Origin of the sequence: Pseudomonas sp. Q1 (assembly GCF_009935975.1) — a bacterium.
GTDB classification, from domain to species: Bacteria; Pseudomonadota; Gammaproteobacteria; order Pseudomonadales; family Pseudomonadaceae; genus Aquipseudomonas; species Aquipseudomonas palleroniana.
The window spans coordinates 134,363-149,144 of record NZ_QODI01000014.1 but is presented as its reverse complement, the minus strand read 5'-3'; the positions used below and the strand labels follow the sequence as shown (position 1 = coordinate 149,144).

20 protein-coding genes are annotated in these 14,782 nt (G+C 62.1%); 14 read left to right on the top strand and 6 right to left on the bottom strand.

Translation table 11 applies throughout. From position 1 onward, the window contains the following. Positions 1-80 precede the first annotated feature (80 nt). The 11 genes from DK870_RS21980 (at position 81) to DK870_RS21935 (ending at position 7,038) form a co-directional block, all read left to right on the top strand. Positions 81-353, top strand: coding sequence for a DUF2282 domain-containing protein (locus tag DK870_RS21980; protein ID WP_161549671.1), 273 nt, complete (start codon positions 81-83; stop codon positions 351-353). Continuing rightward, positions 350-781 carry a DoxX family protein gene (locus DK870_RS21975; RefSeq protein ID WP_060755692.1) on the top strand — a complete coding sequence of 144 codons (432 nt, stop codon included), beginning with the start codon at positions 350-352 and terminating at the stop codon, positions 779-781. The genes DK870_RS21980 and DK870_RS21975 overlap by 4 nt, the downstream gene beginning before the upstream one ends. Before the next feature lie 28 nt (positions 782-809). Beyond that, a complete protein-coding gene (locus DK870_RS21970; protein WP_060755691.1) occupies positions 810-1,580 on the top strand; it encodes an alpha/beta fold hydrolase in 771 nt (256 codons plus the stop codon). Between the two features lie 25 nt (positions 1,581-1,605). Next, on the top strand, positions 1,606-1,878 hold the full coding sequence (locus DK870_RS21965; protein ID WP_060755690.1) for a hypothetical protein: 273 nt from the start codon (positions 1,606-1,608) through the stop codon (positions 1,876-1,878). 53 nt (positions 1,879-1,931) lie between these two features. After that, complete coding sequence (locus DK870_RS21960; protein ID WP_161549670.1) at positions 1,932-2,756, top strand: DUF692 domain-containing protein; 825 nt, start codon at positions 1,932-1,934, stop codon at positions 2,754-2,756. Continuing rightward, on the top strand, positions 2,753-3,502 hold the full coding sequence (locus tag DK870_RS21955; protein WP_161549669.1) for a DNA-binding domain-containing protein: 750 nt from the start codon (positions 2,753-2,755) through the stop codon (positions 3,500-3,502). Before DK870_RS21960 ends, DK870_RS21955 begins: the two co-directional genes overlap by 4 nt. Further along, positions 3,495-3,947 (top strand): alpha/beta fold hydrolase, encoded by a 453-nt coding sequence (locus DK870_RS21950; protein ID WP_161549668.1) that lies wholly within the window; start codon positions 3,495-3,497, stop codon positions 3,945-3,947. The genes DK870_RS21955 and DK870_RS21950 overlap by 8 nt, the downstream gene beginning before the upstream one ends. Positions 3,948-4,033: 86 nt before the next feature. Further along, the gene (locus DK870_RS21945; RefSeq protein ID WP_161549667.1) at positions 4,034-5,401 is read left to right on the top strand and encodes an MFS transporter; all 1,368 of its coding nucleotides are present in this window, start codon (positions 4,034-4,036) and stop codon (positions 5,399-5,401) included. Positions 5,402-5,468: 67 nt separating this feature from the next. Beyond that, positions 5,469-6,590 (top strand): MFS transporter, encoded by a 1,122-nt coding sequence (locus DK870_RS21940; protein WP_161549666.1) that lies wholly within the window; start codon positions 5,469-5,471, stop codon positions 6,588-6,590. Positions 6,591-6,646: 56 nt separating this feature from the next. After that, positions 6,647-6,823, top strand: coding sequence for a hypothetical protein (locus DK870_RS29435; protein ID WP_178126897.1), 177 nt, complete (start codon positions 6,647-6,649; stop codon positions 6,821-6,823). A 14-nt stretch (positions 6,824-6,837) separates the two neighbouring features. Continuing rightward, the gene (locus DK870_RS21935) at positions 6,838-7,038 is read left to right on the top strand and encodes a DUF6021 family protein (protein ID WP_090370237.1); all 201 of its coding nucleotides are present in this window, start codon (positions 6,838-6,840) and stop codon (positions 7,036-7,038) included. A gap of 35 nt (positions 7,039-7,073) precedes the next feature. Here the strand turns inward: DK870_RS21935 and DK870_RS21930 are convergent, their stop codons facing one another. Genes DK870_RS21930 through glnH form a run of 5 tightly spaced genes read right to left on the bottom strand, consistent with a single transcriptional unit; the run spans position 7,074 to position 11,203 of the window. Beyond that, a complete protein-coding gene (locus tag DK870_RS21930; RefSeq protein ID WP_161549665.1) occupies positions 7,074-7,979 on the bottom strand; it encodes a MurR/RpiR family transcriptional regulator in 906 nt (301 codons plus the stop codon). Between the two features lie 24 nt (positions 7,980-8,003). Beyond that, positions 8,004-9,044 (bottom strand): C45 family peptidase, encoded by a 1,041-nt coding sequence (locus tag DK870_RS21925; protein ID WP_161549664.1) that lies wholly within the window; start codon positions 9,042-9,044, stop codon positions 8,004-8,006. Between the two features lie 9 nt (positions 9,045-9,053). Beyond that, positions 9,054-9,776 carry a glutamine ABC transporter ATP-binding protein GlnQ gene (gene glnQ / locus DK870_RS21920; protein WP_060755681.1) on the bottom strand — a complete coding sequence of 241 codons (723 nt, stop codon included), beginning with the start codon at positions 9,774-9,776 and terminating at the stop codon, positions 9,054-9,056. After that, entirely contained in the window at positions 9,773-10,429 is a 657-nt protein-coding gene (gene glnP, locus DK870_RS21915; protein ID WP_060755680.1) for a glutamine ABC transporter permease GlnP, read from the bottom strand. The genes glnQ and glnP overlap by 4 nt, the downstream gene beginning before the upstream one ends. 30 nt (positions 10,430-10,459) lie before the next feature. Next, a complete protein-coding gene (gene glnH, locus DK870_RS21910; protein ID WP_060755679.1) occupies positions 10,460-11,203 on the bottom strand; it encodes a glutamine ABC transporter substrate-binding protein GlnH in 744 nt (247 codons plus the stop codon). A 356-nt stretch (positions 11,204-11,559) separates the two neighbouring features. On the opposite strand from glnH, the gene DK870_RS21905 reads away from it, so the two are divergent. Together DK870_RS21905 and DK870_RS21900 are read left to right on the top strand one after the other, a co-directional pair. After that, complete coding sequence (locus tag DK870_RS21905; RefSeq protein WP_060755678.1) at positions 11,560-12,888, top strand: aspartate aminotransferase family protein; 1,329 nt, start codon at positions 11,560-11,562, stop codon at positions 12,886-12,888. 12 nt (positions 12,889-12,900) lie between these two features. Continuing rightward, a complete protein-coding gene (locus DK870_RS21900) occupies positions 12,901-13,464 on the top strand; it encodes a carboxymuconolactone decarboxylase family protein (RefSeq protein WP_104994148.1) in 564 nt (187 codons plus the stop codon). Positions 13,465-13,524: 60 nt separating this feature from the next. Here DK870_RS21900 and DK870_RS21895 read toward each other — a convergent pair whose 3' ends face one another. After that, positions 13,525-13,761, bottom strand: coding sequence for a DUF6555 family protein (locus DK870_RS21895; RefSeq protein WP_060755676.1), 237 nt, complete (start codon positions 13,759-13,761; stop codon positions 13,525-13,527). Between the two features lie 120 nt (positions 13,762-13,881). Between DK870_RS21895 and DK870_RS21890 the strand changes: the two genes are divergently transcribed. Then, positions 13,882-14,733: an arylamine N-acetyltransferase gene (locus DK870_RS21890; RefSeq protein ID WP_161549663.1), complete on the top strand. Its 852-nt coding sequence runs from the start codon at positions 13,882-13,884 to the stop codon at positions 14,731-14,733. Positions 14,734-14,782: the final 49 nt, after the last annotated feature.

Here is a 14,782-nt window from a genome sequence, read left to right as displayed (position 1 = left end):
ACTCTGTTCACCAGCTGGCGCAGGCGGTCATCGACCCCAAGGCGCCCTGGCCACACTCAGCCAAGCCAGGAGATTCACCCATGAAGCGTTCTTACACAGCCCTTGCGGCAACCCTCGCCCTGTCCCTCAGTGCCTTCGCGGCCGTGGCCCATGCCGATGAGCCCAAGCCCCAAGAGAAATGCTTCGGCGTGGCCCTCGCGGGTGCCAACGATTGCGCCGCAGGCAAAGGCACCTCATGTGCCGGCACCGCCACCACCGACTACCAGGGCAACGCCTGGGTGCTGGTGGACAAAGGTACCTGCACCCAGATCAAGACCCCCAAAGGCTACGGCAGCCTCACGGAGCAACCATGAGCCGAGCGGCCCCGGCGGTGGTGATCCAGCGCCTGCTGCCCCAGGCCCTGCTGTTGCTGGTGGCCCGTGTGGGCATCGCGGCGGTGTTCTTCCTGTCGGGGCGTACCAAGGTCACCGGTGTGCTTGAACTCAAGCCGTCGACCTACACGCTGTTTCGCTCGGAATACGCCTTGCCGCTGATCCCGCCGGACTGGGCCGCGCACCTGGCGACCTACGCCGAGCACCTGTTCCCGCTGTTGTTGGTGTTGGGCCTGCTGACCCGTCCGGCTGCTGCCGCACTGTTGGGCATGACCCTGGTGATCGAGGTGTTCGTGTACCCCGATGCCTGGCCGGTGCACCTGACCTGGGCGGGCCTGTTGCTGCCGCTGCTGGCGTATGGCGGTGGAGCCTGGTCGCTGGACCGCCTGCTGGCGGCTAGACGTGGCTGACTTTCTACAACCTGAATGGAGCTTTCCCATGCGTATGCTTTCTTCTCTGGCCATTGCCATGGCCTTGACCGTTCCCATGCTGGCCCAGGCGGCGCAGGCCCCACAGCCTCCACAGCCCGGCACCGGTAAGAACGTGGTGATCGTGCCCGGATCATTTGTTGACGGTTCCGGTTGGCGGGTGGTGCACGACATCCTGATTCACAAGGGCTACAAGGTCACGGTAGTGCATCAGGGCCACGAAAACCTCGCGGCCGATGTGGCCGAAGCCCGTGAAGTGCTGGAGCAGCAGGTCGGCCCGGTGGTGCTGGTGGGCCACAGTTCCGCGGGTGGGGTGATCTCGATTGCCGGTGACCGCGACAAGGTCAAGGCACTGGTCTACGTCTCGGCATTGCAGCCGGAGGTGGGTGAGAACATGGCCCAGTTGATCGGCTCCATGCCGGCGCCCAGCGATGACATCCAACAGAAGCGCGACGGTCATCTGTTCTTTGACCGCGCCAAGTTCAACGCGGACTTTGCCGCCGACCTGAGCACCAACCGCACTGATTTCATGGCCGCCTCCCAAGTGCCGGCCACCACCGCACTGTTTGGCGGCACGGTGTGGGCTGCGGCTTGGCACAAGAAGCCGACTTACGCGGTGGTGTCCACCGAAGACCGCGCCCTGAGCCCCGACCTGCAACGTTGGATGTACCAGCGCGCCGGTTCCAAGGTCACCGAAATCAAAGCCAGCCACGCGGTGTACATCTCCCAGCCCGAGGCTGTGGCGAAGGTCATCGAAGACGCTGCATCCGTTATCCAATAACCCACGACACCCTGGAGAAACACCTATGAACACTGCACTCAAATCCCGCTTGAGCCTGGCTGCCGCCGCCGCACTGATCGCCATGGCCTCCGCTTCATTCGCCACCGCCGCCAGCGCCGCCGACGCGCAGGAAAAGCCCGGCCGCTGCTACGGCGTCAACACCTGCAAGGGCACCAGCCTGTGCGCGACCGCCAAGAACGACTGCAAAGGCCTCAACAGCTGCAAAGGCGAAGGCGTGATCGTCAAGACGCCGTCTGAATGCCTCAAGGCTGGCGGCACCTTGACTGAACCGAAGTAATCCACTCGGCGAGCCCTGCGCGGGCTCGCCACTTTTTTTTGCGGGGATCCGCCATGCCGACACCTAATCCTCACTTTTCCGGCTACGGCCTGGGGCTGCGCAAGGAGCATTACAGCGACTTTCTGGAAACTTCGGTGCCCGTGGACTTTGTCGAAGTGATCTCCGAAAACTTCATGGTCGCGGGCGGCCAGCCCCGGCATATTTTGCGCCAGGTCCGCGAGCGGCACCCGGTGGCGCTGCATGGGGTGTCGATGTCGATCGGCACCGCCGAAGGGCTCGACGCCCACTACCTGCGGCGCCTCAGGTCGCTGGTCGATGAGATCGAGCCGCTGTTTGTCTCCGACCATCTGAGCTGGTCACGCAGCGGTCACTTCAATGCCCACGATTTATTGCCGGTGCCCTACACCGAAGAGGCGCTGGACCGGGTGTGCGCCAATATCGATCAGGCCCAGGAGGCGTTGGGCCGTACGCTGCTGTTCGAAAACCCGTCGAGTTACCTGGCCTTTGATGGCGCCGTCATGAGCGAGTGGGCATTTATCGACGCCATGACCAAGCGCACGGGTTGTGAGTTGCTGCTGGACATCAACAATGTGTTTGTCAGCGCCAGCAACCACGGCTTTGATGCCGACGCGTTCCTCGACGGCATCCCCGCCGAACGGGTACGCCAGGTGCACTTGGCCGGGCATAGCCAGGGCCGCGAATTGTTGATCGACAGCCACGACAGCCCGGTGTGTGACGGGGTGTGGGCGCTGTATGCCAAGGCCATGGCCAAACTGGGCCCGGTGGCGACCATGATCGAGCGTGACGATGAGATTCCGCCATTGGCCGAGTTACTGCGGGAGTTGTCGATGGCCCGCACGCTGGGAGCGCAGCCATGAACCTGGCCGAGTGGCAGCAAACCTTTCGGACCTGGCTGGTGAGCGCGTCGGATGAGTCCGCTCGACGGCTGGGTAATCACCACGCCGGACTTGCGGTGTACCAGAACAACTACCGTGCACAGTTGGTGGGGTGCCTGGAGCAGGCGTTTCCCAACCTGCGCCGTTGGCTGGGTGAGACGGCGTTCCTGGCGGCCAGCATGACTTACATCGACCAGCAGCCACCCCACGCCTGGACCCTGGATGCCTACCCCGAGGGCTTCTATCACAGCTTGAAAAGCACGTTTGCACACAATCCCGATGTGCACGAACTGGCCTGGATCGAGTCGGCCCTGAGCGAAGCCTTTGTGGCCGCCGATGCTCAACCCGTGCCGCTGGAGGCGCTGGCCGGGGTGGACTGGGACACGGCCCATCTGCGGTTGACGCCGTCGCTGCGTTGCCATGCCTTGACCACCAATGCCGAGGCGATCTGGTCAGCCTTGTGGCAAGAGGCCGCGGCCCCCGAAGCGGTCATGCTTGATGTCCCGGGCGGCGTGCTGGTGTGGCGGCGGCAGTTCACCTCGCGCCTGCGCCAGGTGGATGCGCTGGAACTGCACGCATTGTTGCAGGTGCAGGGCGACGGCAGTTTTGCCGGGTTATGTGAGTGCCTGGTCGAGCGCCTGGGGGAAGAGGCCGGTGTGATGCAGGCCGGTGAGTACCTGGCCGGGTGGCTGGGCAGTGAATTGATTGTGGAGGTGGGCCATGTTTGATCGTCGTGATTTTCTGCTGCTGGCGGCAGTCACCTTGTCCGCGCCGGCGTTTGCCGTGCAACAGGTCAGCACCGATGAGCAGGACATTCGCTATGAACAGGCCGGGCCGGAGGAGGGCCGTGCGATCATCCTGCTGGCAGCCGATGCCAATGCCTTTGCCGCAGTGATACCCGCTCTGGCCGCCCAAGGGTTTCGGGTGATTGTGCCGTACTTGCGCGATGCGCACGACGCAGCGCTTGGCCAGGATGTGCTGGAACTGATGAATGCACTGCATATCCCCGAGGCGGTACTGGCGGGTGTGGAATTGGGCGCACGGGTGGCTTCGCATGCTGCGCTATTGAAGCCGAGTCGCTGTGTCGGGCTGGTCACCTTGAACACCGCGCCCCAGCCCGGTTTTGCCGAGGCGGTGGGGCTGATGGCGAAGACCGGACACTGGCGAACATGAAAATATTGACAGCCAGGTGATCGGCCACTGAAAAAAATCCCCGCTGCCCGTAACCTAGAGGCCTTTGTCTCCTGCGGGAAGTGTTCATGTCTTCTGTTGCCGATGGGTTGCCCTCCCATAAACGCTGGCCGGCGGTGATTGCCCTGTCTCTGGGGATCGGCATGGCAACCCTCGACACGGCCATCGTCAACACCGCGTTGCCGACGCTGGCCGAGGGTATCGGCACCGATTCGGCCTCGGTGATCTGGGTGGTCAACGCTTACCAGTTGGCGATCATCGCCACGGTGCTGCCCTTTGCATCATTGAGCGATGTGCTCGGGCACCGGCGGGTCTATCTGGGCGGCTTGTTGCTGTTCATTGTCTCGTCGCTATTGTGTGGGCTGGCCGGTTCGCTATTGACCCTGACCGCCGCACGCGTGGCGCAAGGGCTCGGTGCGGCGGCGCTGATGAGCGTGAATACCGCGTTGCTGCGGCATATCTACCCGTCAAAAATGCTTGGGCGCGGGCTGGGCTACAACTCGCTGGTGGTGGGGCTGGCGTTTACCCTTGGGCCGACCGCGGCGTCGGCGATTCTGTCGGTGGCGACCTGGCATTGGCTGTACCTGATCAACGTACCCTTGGGGCTGTTGGCACTGGGCCTGGGGTTGCGCGCGCTGCCGGTACTGCCGTTGACCGGGCATGCCTTCGACCGTCTTGCCGCGCTGTTGTGTGCCGGTCTGTTCGCCTTGCTGGTGTTGGGGCTGGGCACCGCCGTACACGGCGCCCAGGGCGCATTGACCCTGGGCCTGCTGGCCTTGGCGCTGGGTTGCGGTGCCTGGCTGCTGCGCCGCGAGGTCGGTCACCCGGCTCCGATGCTGGCGGTGGACCTGTTCAAGCGCCCGGTGTTTGCGCTGTCGTCCCTCACGGCCATCTGTGCGTTCAGTGCCCAGGGGCTGGCCTTTGTGTCGCTGCCGTTCCTGTTGCAGGCGGTGCTGGGGCATAGCCAGGTGGAAACCGGGTTTTTGATGACGCCGTGGCCGGCGGTCGTCGCGGTGATGGCGCTGGTGGCGGGGCGCCTCGCGGATCGAGTGTCGCTGGCGGTGTTGTGCGGCATCGGGCTGTTGATGCTCAGTGTGGGCATGGCGACGTTGGCCACGCTGGGCAGCGGCGCATCGGCCTTTGAGATTGGCTGGCGCATGGCGCTGTGCGGGGCCGGGTTCGGCTTTTTCCAGTCGCCCAACCTCAAGGCAATCATGACCAGTGCCCCCTTGGCCCGCAGCGGCGGCGCCAGCGGCATCGTGGCGATCTCGCGCTTATTAGGGCAGACGCTGGGGGCGTCGCTGGTGGCGTTCTGTTTCCATCTGTCTGTGGGCAGTGGTCCTGAGTACGCGCTATGGCTGGGTTGCGCGTTTGCCTTGGTCGGCGCCGTGGCCAGTGGCTTGCGTCTGTTGCCCTATGACAAAAAGGTCGGATAAATCGTTGTAAAACGCCGGTCGGGAAGGCTACCGTGGCGACCTGAATATTTCGGAATGTTTCAGCATTATGTCGGTCCAGGCTCAACGCACTGCTGATGTGTCCTCCCGCCGCGCCGCGCTGACCCTCGCGTTATGCCTGCCCAGCGATGTGCTGCTCTACCTGCTGCTGCCCATGGAGTCCCAGGCCTTTGGCATCACCCTGGCCCAGGCCGGCGTGCTGCTGGCGGCTAACCGGCTGGTGCGGATTTTCGGCTATCGCCATGTGCTGAACTTCTACGCACGCCATGGCGATCGGTTGACCTGCATGATCGCGGCGGGGGCGGCGACCGTCTGCGCCGTGGGCAACTCGATGCTCTCGGGTTTCGCTGCGTTGCTGGGGTTGCGGCTGATCTGGGGCCTGTGCTTTGCCGCGTTGAACCTCTCCACCCAGGTGCTGGCGACTTCGGAGCCTGCCGGCGCGGCACGCCGGGCCGGGCGCTCACGGGCGATGATCGCGCTCGGGCCAATGCTGGCCTTGCCCCTGGGCGGCTGGCTGACCTTATGGGCCGGGCCACGGCCGATCTTTCTGATTCTGGCCGGCAGCTGCTTGTTGGGGGTGTGGGCGGCGCATGGCCTGCCCAGGGTCGGCCACGACTTGCACAGTGCGGGGCGCCGTTTCAAATGGCCCGACAGCGTGGCGACCTGGTCGTTTATCGAAGGCGTGGCGCTGGACGGACTCTTTATCTTTGGCCTGTCGATCCAGGCGCAGAAGCTGCTGGGGGGCGATGCAGTGCTGATCGCCGGTGGCCTGATGGCCCTGCGGTATGCCTCGGAGATGCTCCTCAGCCCGCTCGGCGGTCGTGCGGCGCAACGCTTCGGGGCCACTTCGATGTTGCTGCTGTTTTCGTTCCTGAGCGCCTTGGCCCTGGCGGCGTTCGGCAGTTACTGGGTGATCATCGGCGCGGCGGCGGTGTTGGTGCTGCGCGCACTGCAACTGCCGTTGGTGACCACCCTGGTCGCGGAGCGCAACCCGGGCTCGATGCGCGTGTCGGCACTGGCCTCCAACGCGGTATGGCGGGATATCGGCGCGGGCCTGGGGCCGTTGCTGGCGGGCCTGTTGCTGCCGGTGGCTGCGGCGCCCTGGGTGTTCGGCCTGGCCGGCGCGGCGATTGCGCTGAGCGCGGTGTTCTGCTGGCGGGCAAAAAGTTGAACGATGGCGCACGGCGGTTTCTCTAACCCTGTGTAGACCCTTTGAGGTGAACCATCATGCCCGAATACAAACAGCCACCGCCCGGCACCCCGAACCCTGACCGCACACCCGGTGAAGAGGAGCGCGACAACGATGCGTTGCGTCCCAACGACCCGGCGGAGCGTCAGGACAACGATGTGGAACGGGTCGAGCACGACCTCGACAACCTCCACGACGAAGCCCGCCCGCTCTGAGCAAGGAGATTGCCGTGAATGACACGCCCAAAGGCCCGCGTTCGAGCGAGCACGCCAGCGGCAAGGATGAGTTGGGGTTTGACCCGGATTCGCCGGACGTGGCGGACCCGCAGGTAGACCCTGTCGGTCCGGCTATCGCCCCGTTGGATAAGGACAAGAAAGACCAGGATGAAAACAAGCCGCCCTATGACCCGTTGGGCGACCTGAAGCCTTGAACAGGAAGCCTTGAACAGGTAGTTGAGCGCGGTCCTCACAGCGAGGCGTTGAGTTCATCGATCAGTGTCTCGCGGTACTTCAACGCCGAGATAGACCGATCGCCGAGCTTGCTCGCCACCGCGCTCAACAAGCCCTGGGCGAGCAACATGAAGGCGCACATGCTGTTACTGAAAAACAGGCTGTGATTGGGCACATAGAAACTGTGCAGCGCCACTTTGGCCAGTGGCGAACTGGCGGAGTCGGTCAGCGCAATGACTTTGATCCCATGGCGCGCTGCAATCTCGGCGGTGGCCAGCACACTGGGGGTGTAGGGGAAGCAACTGGCGACCACCAACACGTCCCCCATGTCCAGTTGTGCCAGGGCATCCGCCACGCCTTGGCGGCTGGAGTCGAGGGCCGACACATCCGGGCGCAGCATGCCCAGGCCATACGACATGAACAGCGCCAGTGAATTGAACTGCCGCATGCCATGAATCCGCACTCGGCGCGCCTCGGCCAGCAGTTCTACGGTCTGTACGAACACCTCGGGATCGACCTGTTCGATCATGCTGGCGATGTTGGCGCTTTCCTGACGGCCCAGGCGGGTCAGTTGGTTGAGGATGTCCTTGTCTTCATGATTGACCACCAGCCGTGAGGCCTGGTCGCTGTAGAAGTGCTTGCCCTCGGTAATTTCCCGCCGAAACACATCCTGCAACTTGCTGAAGCCACCGTAGCCCAGGCGTTGCGCCAGCCTCGAGAGTGTCGAGGCATTGACGTCCAGTTGCTCCGCCAGCTCACTGATCGAGGACACCGCCGTGCGTTGCGGGGACTCGATCAGCGCCATCAACACCCGCCTGGAACTGCTGCCCAGCGCGATATCGACGTCGCGCCGTTCGATAGCCGCGAGCAATTGCTTGAGGCCGTCCAGCGTGTCGGGAAGGGCTGTCAGGGCATTATTCATCACAGGATCCATGTCAATGAGTGGCTACGCACCCAGGTGAACCACGCCTTCGGCAGCGGCTTGGTCGGTGTCAGGCTGCGTATAAATGCGCCACTCTACAGTGTTGGCGCTGATCCGAAAAACGCCGGTTGCCAAGGTGTTCTCATCGTCCGGATCATCCGCCGCACTGCGGTACACCGGCAGATGCCCACCGGAGGTGTCACGCAGCAGCCTCAGCGCAACCTCCGCGTGCAATGCGCCAGGCCATTGCAGCAGGTGCATATTGATACAGCGTTGCCTGGCGCCGGAGCTGTCGGTGATGCGCTGTGCCACCTGACTCAATGCTGGCGCAACCAGATGGTTGGAATGCCCGACCGGCGCCTGGATTTCACGCACGTGGCTCGCGCCGGCGCACGCCTCCACGCTGACCACCCGCAGGCTCCCCGCCTGGCCGAACGTGTGGTGAAACGCGCCGGCGCGGTCGGTGCGTGTCACGATCGAGATCGCCTCATCAAGGGTGCTCGCGTCCAGCGTCGCGCGCCCCAGGATCTGGCGTGGGATGCCGGTGGGGATATGCAAGGGCCGGATATTGTTGACGGTCGCCACCAGCCCGCGCTCATTCACCGCCAGTGTGTGCCCGGGCAGTGAGCCGGGGTAAACAAAGCTGGTGAACGCCAGGCCGGCATCCGGCGTGGCATGCAGCAGTGCGCAATGGCCTCTGAGTTGCGGGAAGCCGTCTTCGTTATGGGCGATCAGCGTACCGCCTTGGGTGGGGCCGAATACGGTCGTGCAGCCATCCACGCTGTGGGGGTGCACGTAGTCGCCCCGGCAATTCCACATGAACACCTCATCCACCGGCAACTGCAAGCCGTCGGCCAGCCCTTCGAGTTCCTGCCAGTAACGCGGGAACTCGTCTTGCACCCGCTGGCGCATCTGCCAGGCCGCCGGGGTGTGTGCCTGCGCCGCCAGGTATTGCCAGAGGGCAAGGGGACGCAAGTGCGTAGCCACCGCGTCGCGGCCGAAAACCCCCAGCCCGCGGCCGATCGAATAGGCACTTCCATCAAGATGAATAGAGGGCAGTGTCATTGCATCTCCTCACGATACATGTTGCAGAAACTCGCGCAGGCGCGGGCTTGGCGGGTTGGCGATGAGCTCGGCGGGCGGGCCGTCCTCAGCGATGCGGCCCTTGTCGATGAAGATCAGGCGCGTGGCAACCTTGCGTGCGAAATCCACTTCGTGGGTGACGATCACCATGGTCATGCCTTCATCGGCCAGCGATTTCATCACGGTCAGCACTTCGTGGCGCAATTCCGGATCCAGCGCGGATGTCGGTTCGTCAAACAGCATGAGCTTGGGCTTGACCGCCAATGCCCGTGCGATGGCGACGCGTTGCTGCTGGCCGCCGGACAGCTCGGAGGGGAAGTGATTGGCACGTTCGGCCAAACCGACTTTTGCCAGCAGTTCGGCGGCCAGTTGCTCGGCCTCCGTGCGGCTGGCGCCGCGTACCCGTACCGGACCGAAGGCGACGTTCTGCAGCGCCGTCATCTGGGGGAACAGGTGAAACTGCTGGAACACCATGCCGGCTTCCTGGCGGATCAGACGCTCATCGACCTTGGGGTCGTTGACCTCCAGGCCATCGACGATCAGTTGGCCGTCGGTGATCTCTTCGAGTTTGTTGATGCAGCGCAGCAGGGTGGATTTACCCGAGCCCGACGGGCCGATGATGACGACCACTTCACCGCTGGCGATCTTGAGGTTGATGTCGTGCAGCACCTGAGTGCTGCCGAAGTGCTTGGACACACCTTTGAACTCGATCATAGGATTTTCAGCCTCGATTCCATACGTCGCAGTACATAGCTCAGCACCAACGTAATGATCAGATAGATAACGGCGACCGCAGACCAGATTTCCATCGCGCGGAAATTGCCGGCGATCACTTCCTGGCCCTGGCGGGTCAATTCGGCGACACCGATCACGATGAACAGCGACGTGTCCTTGATGCTGACGATCCATTGGTTGCCCAGCGCCGGGATCATCCGGCGGAACGCCAGCGGGGCGATCACATAGCGCAGCGTATCGCGCCTGGACAGGCCCAGCGCCAACCCGGCTTCGCGGAAACCTCGGTTGATCGACAACACCGCGCCGCGGGTGATCTCGGCAATGTAGGCGCCGGAGTTGAACATGATGGTCACGACGGCGGCCGAGAATGGATCGATGCGCACCGGAATCATCATTGGTAGCGCAAAGTAGATGAACATGACCTGCACCATGATCGGTGTGCCGCGGATCAGTTCGATGAAAACAAGCGCAACACGGCTGCTGATAAAACCACCGTAGGCACGGGCAAAACCCGCACCTACGCCGATGACGGCGCCACCGATCAGACCCAGGATCGAAATCCACAAGGTCAGCTTGGCGCCGTCGAGCAGGACCGGCAGCGCATCCCAAATGGCGCTCCATTGGAAATGCATGCTGAATTCTCTATTGAGGAAGGACGGGGGTTATTGCGGATCGGTGCCGAACCACTTGCGATAGATCTGCGCGTAGGTGCCGTTCTCGCGAATCTTCTTCAGCGCCGCGTTGACCGGCTCGCGCAACTCGCTGCCTTTGGGGAAACCGATGCCGTACTGCTGCGCGAGCATCTGTTGGCCGACGGCCTTCACCTGGCCTTCGCCTGCCGTCTTGATGTAGTACAGGACGTTAGGCGTGTCGTGCATGGCGGCATCGACGCGGCCGGTGCGCAGTTCCAGGTAGGCGTTATCGATATTGGGGAACTGGCGCAGTTCGCTGGCTTTCAGGTTGGCTTTGGCGTAGTCCGCTGCCGAGGTGCCGCTTTTTACCGCCAGGGTCTTGCCGGCGATATCCGCTTCACCTTTGATGGTGTTGTTGTCGCTTTTGACCATCAACAGGAAACCGCTGTTGTAGTAACCATCGGAGAAGTCGATGGCTTGCTTGCGCTCTTCCTTGATCGTGATCCCGGCGAGCGCTACGTCGACATTATGGGTTTGCAGGGCAGGGATGATGCCGTTGAAGTCCATGGGCTTGAGCTGGTAGCTGACGCCCATTTCTTTGGCAATGGCGGCCCACAGGTCGATGTCGAAGCCCACGTATTCGTTGCCTTGCTTGAACTCGAACGGTACGAACGCGGTGTCGGTCGCGACCAGCAGTTCCTTGCTCGCAGCGAAGCTGCTTGAGGTGGTGACCAGTGCCAGTGCCGCCAGTGAGACCTTCAGAAAGTGCTTCATGGGTATTTTCTCTTCAGGGGGAAACAAGCCCGAGGCTAGCCTGGGGCGATGGGGATAGCGGCAGTCAATTTTTTGAGTGATCCACAGGAATTCACTCCACTTTTTTGTTATAGGCCCGGCTAGCCACCCGAAAGAGGAGGCGCACGACACATTTGCTTTTTAGCAAAATATACATGCATTTATTTTGCGTGCAACTATATTTTGCATGGCTGGCGCGCCACGAAAAAAGGTTTTAAGCCATAAAAGTCTGGGTTTTACGGGTTTATTTGAGCGGTGAGGCACTGAATGGTTATGCAAAAAATAATTGCATTTAAAAAATCTGCATCTATTATTTGCAAAAAACCGGAGCGGCATCCATGAGCCACGTCTTTCATCGCAGCCTTACACAAAGCTACCCCATTGCAGTCAAGGGCGAAGGGCCTTACCTGATCGACGCCAATCAACGTCGTTACCTGGACGCCAGTGGTGGCGCTGCGGTGTCGTGCCTGGGCCACAGCGACCCGGACGTGATCGAGGCGGTGCGTCGGCAGGTGGGGCAGTTGGCTTACGCCCACACCTCCTTCTTTACCACGCAGGTGATGGAGGAACTGGCTGATTTCCTGGTGGCACGAGCCCCGGCGGGCATCGATTCGGTGTACTTCGTTTCAGGCGGTTCGGAGGCGATAGAAGCGGCGCTGAAACTCGCTCGCCAATACTTCATCGAGATCGGCCAGCCCCAGCGCAAGCACCTGATCGCACGGCGCCAGAGCTATCACGGCAATACCCTGGGTGCGCTGGCGACCGGTGGTAATGAATGGCGGCGCAGGCAGTTTGAACCGCTGCTGATTGACGTCAGTCATGTCAGCCCATGCTATGCCTATCGCCAGCAACAGGACGGTGAATCCGCCGAAGCGCTGGGCGTGCGCCTGGCTGGCGAACTGGAAGCGGAAATCCTGCGTCTGGGGGCTGAAAACGTCATGGCGTTTGTCGCCGAGCCTGTGGTCGGCGCGACGCTGGGCGCGGTGACTGCGGTGCCGGGCTATTTCAAACGTATCCGAGACGTGTGCGACCGCCATGGCGTCTTGTTGATTCTGGATGAAGTCATGTGCGGCATGGGCCGTACCGGCAGTTTGTTTGCTGCAGAGCAGGAAGGCATTACGGCGGATCTGATCACCATCGCCAAAGGGCTGGGCGCCGGTTACCAGCCCATCGGCGCAACGCTGGTGAGCCGGAAAATCCGCGATGCGATCGCCTCGGGCTCTGGGTTCTTTCAGCACGGCCATACCTATATCGGCCATGCCACCGCCTGCGCCGCCGCGCTGGCGGTACAGAAAGCCATCGAGTCGCGTGGGTTGCTCGCTCAAGTCAACCGCTTGGGGGAGGGCCTGCGTGAGCGTTTGCTGGATCGTTTCGCCGAGCATCCGCACATTGGTGATATCCGCGGCCGTGGGCTGTTCCAGGGCATCGAACTGGTCGCCGACCGCAACAGCAAGGCGCCTTTCGACCCGGCTCTCAAGCTGCACGCCAAACTCAAGCAGGCGGCCATGGCTGAAGGCTTGATGTGCTACCCCATGGGCGGAACCATCGACGGGCAGCGGGGCGATCATATCCTTCTGGCACCGCCGTTCATTCTTGAGGATCATCACCTTGATGAGATCGCCGACAAACTGCTGGTTGCGGTGACGACCACATTGAAGAACCGCTGAGGGGAGCGCGCAATGGCTATTCAATCGCGTCTAAGCGAGTTGACCGAAGCGTCGATGAGCGATGCCCAGCGCGCTGTGCTCAAGGAGATCCTGGCAGGGCCGCGTGGCAATCTGGATGGGCCTTTCCTGGCCTGGATCCACAGCCCGCAACTGGCGAACCATGCACAGCGGCTGGGGGCCTTTTGTCGTTATGGCACGCAACTGGAACTGCGCCTTACCGAGTTGGCGATCCTGTTTACGGCAGCCTGGTGGCAGTCCCAGGCCGAGTGGCAGATTCATGAGCCCATTGCGCGCTCAGCCGGTGTCACTGATGCCGTCATCGAAGCGTTACAGCAGCAGGCAGCGCCGCCCTTTACCCGTGAGGACGAGGCGTTGGTCTATCGCCTCGGCAAGACGCTTTATGAAACCCGGCGTATCGATGACGCGCTCTATGCACAGGCGATAGCGGCTTTCGGAGAGCCGGCCGTGGTCGAGCTTGTCGGTGTTTTTGGCTACTACGCGCTGGTGGCGATGACGCTGAATGTGTTCGCGGTGCGCCGTGATACGGATGCACCACTGCCATTTGTCGAGCGCTGAACAGTCTGTCCTGTGTCTGATCTATAAAAAAGCCCCACCTTTATGGTGGGGCTTGTTCTTTCACTTGGGGGCTGTCCACGTTACCTCGGTAATCCCGAATTTTTCCGCCTTGGGCCGGGTGGTTTTCTTCACCTGTTCATGCCCCACGCGCCCCACGCGACTGACGTGCGCAACGTCGGCATCAACCGCTGCCCAGTGCCAGGCCTCAGCGTTGTTCATCACTTCGGCACGCACTACAAACGACTTCGGTTGACCGTGCAGTTGATAGTGAATGGTGTAGATCTTCGCGGTACTCATGTTGCCTCCCTGTCTTGTTATAGATGGATAGGTTGGCGCCGAGAAAGGTTCATTCAAAATGACAAGCCGTTGGCTGGCGCGGCATAGTGACGCCTTCGCCACGCGCTCAAGGATCGCGCCATGTCCCACCCCACTGACAGCCGCCTGACTCACAGCCAGCTTTATCTGCAACGCCTGGGCTACGCTTCGCCCCCACCGCCGACCCTTGAAACCCTGCAAGCGCTGCAATTGCGCCACGTGTGCACCTTTGCCTTCGAGAGCTTGTCGACCTTGTTGCACAGGCCGGTGCCCATCGACTTGCCCAGTGTCGAGCAAAAAATCCTGTTGGATGGGCGCGGCGGGTATTGCTATGAGCTGAACCAGATGTTCCTGGCGCTGTTGCAGGAACTCGGCTTCGACGCACGGGGCATCACCGGCCGCGTGGTACTGGGTGGTCCGGCGGATGCGCACACGGCGCGCACCCACCGCTTGAGCCTGGTGACTCTGGAGGGCGTGCGCTATATCACGGATGTCGGCTTTGGCGGCATGGTGCCCAGCAGCCCGTTGCAACTGGACACCCAAGCGCAGCAGGCCACGGCCCACGAACCTTATCGGCTGACCTTCGACGGGCAGGGCAGTTACACCCTGTGGGTGCTGGTCGCCGGGGAGTGGCGCGGTTTGTATGTGTTCGACCTGCAAGTGCAGGCCGCCATCGACTACGAAATCGGCAACTGGTACGTCTCTACACACCCTGACTCGGTGTTCCTCGGCCAGTTGAAAGCGGCACGGTTGGCGCCGGGTAAGCGTTATACCCTGGCCAATGCCCACTATGCGGTGCATAGCCTGGATGGGCCCAGCGAAAAGCGCGTGATCGACAGTGCGGATGAACTGCTGGCACTGCTGCAAGAGACCTTTGGTATTCACCTGCCAACCGATCCCAAGCTTCGCGAAGCGCTTAGTGGCTTAATAATGGCCAGCACCGCAGAGCCTTGAGTTAGAGCCATCGCTGAACCGTTTTACCTCCAAAACGATGCAAATTAAT

What these genes read in the sequence shown, in the direction of transcription:
- DK870_RS21965 (WP_060755690.1), top strand. Translation starts at nt 1,606, where the DNA reads ATGAACACTGCACTCAAATCCCGCTTGAGCCTGGCTGCCGCCGCCGCA.
- glnP (WP_060755680.1), bottom strand. Translation starts at nt 10,429, where the DNA reads ATGCATTTCCAATGGAGCGCCATTTGGGATGCGCTGCCGGTCCTGCTC.
- DK870_RS21970 (WP_060755691.1), top strand. Translation starts at nt 810, where the DNA reads ATGCGTATGCTTTCTTCTCTGGCCATTGCCATGGCCTTGACCGTTCCC.
- DK870_RS21930 (WP_161549665.1), bottom strand. Translation starts at nt 7,979, where the DNA reads ATGAATAATGCCCTGACAGCCCTTCCCGACACGCTGGACGGCCTCAAG.
- DK870_RS21950 (WP_161549668.1), top strand. Translation starts at nt 3,495, where the DNA reads ATGTTTGATCGTCGTGATTTTCTGCTGCTGGCGGCAGTCACCTTGTCC.
- glnQ (WP_060755681.1), bottom strand. Translation starts at nt 9,776, where the DNA reads ATGATCGAGTTCAAAGGTGTGTCCAAGCACTTCGGCAGCACTCAGGTG.
- DK870_RS21890 (WP_161549663.1), top strand. Translation starts at nt 13,882, where the DNA reads ATGTCCCACCCCACTGACAGCCGCCTGACTCACAGCCAGCTTTATCTG.
- glnH (WP_060755679.1), bottom strand. Translation starts at nt 11,203, where the DNA reads ATGAAGCACTTTCTGAAGGTCTCACTGGCGGCACTGGCACTGGTCACC.
- DK870_RS21925 (WP_161549664.1), bottom strand. Translation starts at nt 9,044, where the DNA reads ATGACACTGCCCTCTATTCATCTTGATGGAAGTGCCTATTCGATCGGC.
- DK870_RS21945 (WP_161549667.1), top strand. Translation starts at nt 4,034, where the DNA reads ATGTCTTCTGTTGCCGATGGGTTGCCCTCCCATAAACGCTGGCCGGCG.
- DK870_RS21940 (WP_161549666.1), top strand. Translation starts at nt 5,469, where the DNA reads ATGTCGGTCCAGGCTCAACGCACTGCTGATGTGTCCTCCCGCCGCGCC.
- DK870_RS21960 (WP_161549670.1), top strand. Translation starts at nt 1,932, where the DNA reads ATGCCGACACCTAATCCTCACTTTTCCGGCTACGGCCTGGGGCTGCGC.
- DK870_RS21905 (WP_060755678.1), top strand. Translation starts at nt 11,560, where the DNA reads ATGAGCCACGTCTTTCATCGCAGCCTTACACAAAGCTACCCCATTGCA.
- DK870_RS21955 (WP_161549669.1), top strand. Translation starts at nt 2,753, where the DNA reads ATGAACCTGGCCGAGTGGCAGCAAACCTTTCGGACCTGGCTGGTGAGC.
- DK870_RS21895 (WP_060755676.1), bottom strand. Translation starts at nt 13,761, where the DNA reads ATGAGTACCGCGAAGATCTACACCATTCACTATCAACTGCACGGTCAA.
- DK870_RS21975 (WP_060755692.1), top strand. Translation starts at nt 350, where the DNA reads ATGAGCCGAGCGGCCCCGGCGGTGGTGATCCAGCGCCTGCTGCCCCAG.
- DK870_RS21900 (WP_104994148.1), top strand. Translation starts at nt 12,901, where the DNA reads ATGGCTATTCAATCGCGTCTAAGCGAGTTGACCGAAGCGTCGATGAGC.
- DK870_RS29435 (WP_178126897.1), top strand. Translation starts at nt 6,647, where the DNA reads ATGCCCGAATACAAACAGCCACCGCCCGGCACCCCGAACCCTGACCGC.
- DK870_RS21980 (WP_161549671.1), top strand. Translation starts at nt 81, where the DNA reads ATGAAGCGTTCTTACACAGCCCTTGCGGCAACCCTCGCCCTGTCCCTC.